This is a genomic window from Sinomonas sp., from assembly GCF_036848755.1.
GTDB lineage: Bacteria > Actinomycetota > Actinomycetes > Actinomycetales > Micrococcaceae > Sinomonas.
Genome location: NZ_DAIUJO010000188.1, coordinates 1 through 4,049, shown reverse-complemented (window position 1 = coordinate 4,049; position 4,049 = coordinate 1). Strand labels below are relative to the sequence as shown.

3 protein-coding genes and 1 pseudogene are annotated in these 4,049 nt (G+C 69.2%); 2 read left to right on the top strand and 2 right to left on the bottom strand.

All coding sequences use genetic code 11. The features are described 5' to 3' along the window. A pseudogene (locus V7053_RS18120) lies at nt 1–310 on the bottom strand (hypothetical protein); the annotation flags it as partial. A gap of 202 nt (nt 311–512) precedes the next feature. On the opposite strand from V7053_RS18120, the gene V7053_RS18115 reads away from it, so the two are divergent. Together V7053_RS18115 and V7053_RS18110 are read left to right on the top strand one after the other, a co-directional pair. Next, nucleotides 513–1,253, top strand: a complete 741-nt coding sequence (locus V7053_RS18115) for a response regulator transcription factor (RefSeq protein ID WP_241055695.1) — start codon at nt 513–515, stop codon at nt 1,251–1,253. Beyond that, a complete protein-coding gene (locus V7053_RS18110) occupies nt 1,250–2,797 on the top strand; it encodes a HAMP domain-containing sensor histidine kinase (protein ID WP_334173655.1) in 1,548 nt (515 codons plus the stop codon). The genes V7053_RS18115 and V7053_RS18110 overlap by 4 nt, the downstream gene beginning before the upstream one ends. Nucleotides 2,798–2,801: 4 nt before the next feature. Here V7053_RS18110 and V7053_RS18105 read toward each other — a convergent pair whose 3' ends face one another. Then, the gene (locus tag V7053_RS18105; protein WP_334173654.1) at nt 2,802–3,710 is read right to left on the bottom strand and encodes a DMT family transporter; all 909 of its coding nucleotides are present in this window, start codon (nt 3,708–3,710) and stop codon (nt 2,802–2,804) included. Nucleotides 3,711–4,049: the final 339 nt, after the last annotated feature.

The following is a 4,049-nucleotide window of genomic DNA, read 5'->3' as shown; positions in this document are numbered from 1 at the left end:
CGCCCCAGCCCTGACCCGGCGCAGAAGGACCCGGCGCGCCCCAGCCCTGACCCGGCGCAGAAGGACCCGGCGCGCCCCAGCCCTGACCCGGCGCAGAAGGACCCGGCGCGCCCCAGCCCTGACCCGGCGCAGAAGGACCCGGCGCGCCCCAGCCCTGACCCGGGTGTTGGGTGCCCGGCTGGTTCGGGTACAGGGTCTCCGTCGGCTGCGCGTTCACGCCCTGCGAGTCCTGGCCCTGGCCGTTGGGCCGCTGCGGCTCGTTGGGCCGCTGCGGGTCCGGAGCCTGAGGGTTCTGTTGTCCGAATGACATCGTGGTCCTCCGATAGTGGTCTGATGCTGAGACCAGATTCGCGGCTCATCCTGTGCCGCTGCTGTGCCGACCGGCTGGGCCGGCTGTGCTTCCCGCGCCCGGGAAGACCGGCGCGGGCGCAGGCCGGGTCTAGGCTGGGCTCCACAGGCTGCCCACAGGTTCAACTCAGGCTCGGACTATCCATCCACAGGAGGCTGGAATCATGGCAAGTCCTTATACGACGAACAATCTCCCAGCCCTGACCCATCCGGATGGGTCCCCTATCCGCGCCCTGGTGGTGGACGATGAGCCGAGCCTCTCCGAGCTCATGAGCATGGGCCTGCGTATGACAGGGTGGAGTGTTCAGGTCGCAGCGGACGGCCCTGCGGCCGTCAAGGCGGCCCGTGACTTTAGGCCGGATGTTCTCGTGTTGGACGTCATGATCCCTGGCTTCGACGGCGTCGAGGTCCTCCAGCGCGTGCGGCAGTTCCTCCCCGAGGTGCCAGCGCTCTTCCTCACCGCGAAGGATGCCATCGAGGATCGCATCACGGGGCTTGCCGCCGGAGGGGACGACTACGTCACGAAGCCGTTCAGCATGGAGGAGGTCATGCTCCGCCTGCACCGGCTCGTGCAGCGCTCCGGTGTCGCGGCGCAGGACGACGCCGAGCTCGTGGTCGGCGACCTCGTGCTCAACACGGACACGCGCGAAGTGACCCGTGGGGGCGAGGACATCCAGCTCACCGCCACGCAGTTCGAACTGCTCCGCTACCTCATGGAGAACCCGAAGCGCGTCATCAGCAAGGCCCAGATCCTCGACCGCGTATGGCAGTACGACTTCGGCGGCCAGGCAAACATCGTCGAGCTCTACATCTCGTACCTCCGCAAGAAGATCGACGCCAACCGGGCGCCCATGATCCACACCGTCCGCGGAGCGGGCTACGTCATCAAGCCCGCTGACGGATGAGCACCCTCGCGGGCGCGGTCCCGCGGCCCCGCCGACGCTGGACGGATCCGAACGCCTGGCACCTGCGCACGAAGCTGGTCCTCGCGACGATGCTCCTGCTCGTTGCCATCTGCTCGGTCGTCGGATCGGTGCTGTATGCGTCGATGGACGGCTTCCTCACGCAGCAGCTCGACACCCAGCTCTATCAGGCGAGCCATCGCGCGGCAGAATTCGGCAGCGTTGCGCAGTCCACAGTTCCGGGATCCCAGACCCCCGGGGCGTCGCAGCAGAATCCCGGCGGCTCGACTCCCCGCCCCGACCCGCTTGAGGCCCGGGGCCAAGGCGCTGGCACGCTCAACGCGCGTCTCCACGACAACATCCTCGATGTGGCCGGATTCATCAGTCAGGATGGCCAGCGAGTTGCGCTGCGCAACTCCGACGCGGCAGTCCTCGCCTCGGTCGCGCAGACAGCAGTGCCCTTCACGAGCGGAACCCAGCCGGTTCCCGTCGACAAGAACCTCAGCGTCGGGCACTACCGCCTGGTTGCAGTCCAGACCGCGGCGGGCGACATCATCGTCACAGGGCTCCCGCTCGCGGCAAAGGACAGCACTCTCGCTTCCCTCGTGCTGACGACCGTGATCGTCTCGCTCGGCGGCCTCGTGCTCATTGGGCTCGTGGGCACCTACGTCATCCGCAAGACGCTCAAGCCGCTCGACCAGGTCTCGTCCGTCGCCGCGAACGTCGCCCAACTCCCGCTCGACGCCGGTGAGGTCGCCCTCGCGATGCGCGTCCCGCCGTCGGCCGCCCACCCCGGAACGGAAGTCGGCAACGTGGGGAACGCGCTGAACCGCATGCTCGACAACGTCTCCGGCGCTCTCCAGGCGAGGCAGGAATCCGAGATGAAGGTGCGGCAGTTCGTGGCGGATGCGTCGCACGAGCTCCGCACCCCGCTCACAGCGATCCGCGGCTATACCGACATGCTCAAGATGACGGAGAAGCTCTCCCCGCAGGGTTCGGAGTCGCTCGGCCGCGTTGAGACCCAGTCTCTCCGGATGAGCCGGCTCGTCGAGGACCTCCTCACGCTCGCACGCCTCGACGAGGGCCAGCCCCTCAAGATCGCGCCCGTCGACCTGACGCAGCTCGTCGTCGAAACGGTCAGCGACCAGAAGGTCATCGCCCCCGACCACCAGTGGCGGCTCGACCTGCCGGACGAGCCGATCGAGGTCAAGGCCGACGGCGCACGGCTGCACCAGGTGATGGTCAACCTCCTCTCGAATGCCCGCAAGCACACCGACCCCGGAACCACCATCACTACTGGCGTGTCCCGGTCCGCGACCGGCGAGGCAGTCATCACCGTCACGGACACGGGTCCAGGCGTGCCGCAGGAGCTGCAGAGGAAGGTGTTCTCACGGTTCACGCGCGCCGACAAGGCCCGGACGGGCACTGAGGGATCCACGGGACTTGGGCTCTCGATCGTCCAGGCGATCGTCGACGCACACGGGGGCTCGGTCGAGCTCAGCTCCCGGCCCGGGCGGACCGAGTTCGCGGTCTACCTGCCGGCGTGAACTGCTACCCGCGCGAGGCACCCTCGGGCGTCGTCGCACCAGCCTCCAGCCGCGCCCGGGCCACCCGCGCCGACGACCGCGTCGCGAGGAAGGTCCCAGCCAGAACCAGCACCGCACCGATCGCGATGAGCGGCGTGAAGGGGTCGCCGCGCAGACTCACCCCGAGCGCGAGGGCGACGACGGGGTTCACGTACGCGATCGCCGTCGCCCGGGCGGGGCCTGCTTCGGCGATGAGCCGGAAGAACAGAAGGAAGGCGAGTGCGGTGCAGAGCAGACCGAGGAGTACCAACGAGCCCGTGGCGGTTGCTGACGGCATCGCGGCCGGCCACGACAGGGCTGCGAAGGGGGCGGAGACCAGGGCCGCGACGGTGAGGCAGACCGCCGTCATCGGCAGCGGAGGCACGCCGCCGAGCTTGACGGCCGCGACCTGGGGTGCGATCGCATAGCCCACGGCCGCGAGCAGCATCTCGATCACCGGCCACGGCCCCGACGTCTCCATTCCGCCTCCGCCAAGGGCCGCCACACCGCCCACCGCGACGACCAGGCCCACGATCCGCAGGCCGCCTATACGGCGTTCGAGGCCGATCGCCCGGGCGATGACGAGGGCAAGGACCGGCGCGAACGCGATGAGCAGCCCCGCGAGGGAGCTCGAGAGGTGCCGTTCGGCATCGCTCAGGAGGAACCAAGGGCCCACCATCTCGAGCAGCGCGAACGCGAGCACCGGCCAGCGGTACTCCCACACGACCCACAGCTGGCGCCACGCGAACGGGAGGAGGACGACGGCCCCGATCGCCGTCCGGGCGAAGACGACGACCGCTGGGCTCACTTCAGCGACGGCCTCGCTGATGAGCAGGTAGGGAACGCCCCAGATGAGGCTCATGGCCAGGAAGAGCAGCCAGGTGCGGCGGGTCATGATTGGACGCCGAATTCAGCGGGGAGCGGCGCGAGGGAGAGTGCAGAAGATGTGGTGCAGGGCTTCACCAGACCACTCTAGGACCGCGCGCCGGCACCCCGAACCATTCGGCCGAGCCCGAATCCTCCCCTCCCCGCAAGGCCTCGGCGGAGGCCGTTCGCCGACGGTCACAGGGGCGGCACAGGTTCCGTCTACTGGGGGCACAAGCCCACACGGGAAAGTCGAACCATGACGCTCACGGATCCCGCCTCCGAGGCCCTCGAGGCCCCCCAAGAACTCGGCGAGCCGACCGCCCAGTCGGGCTCCGCCGTCGTGCTCGACAGCCCGACCCTGCGCCCG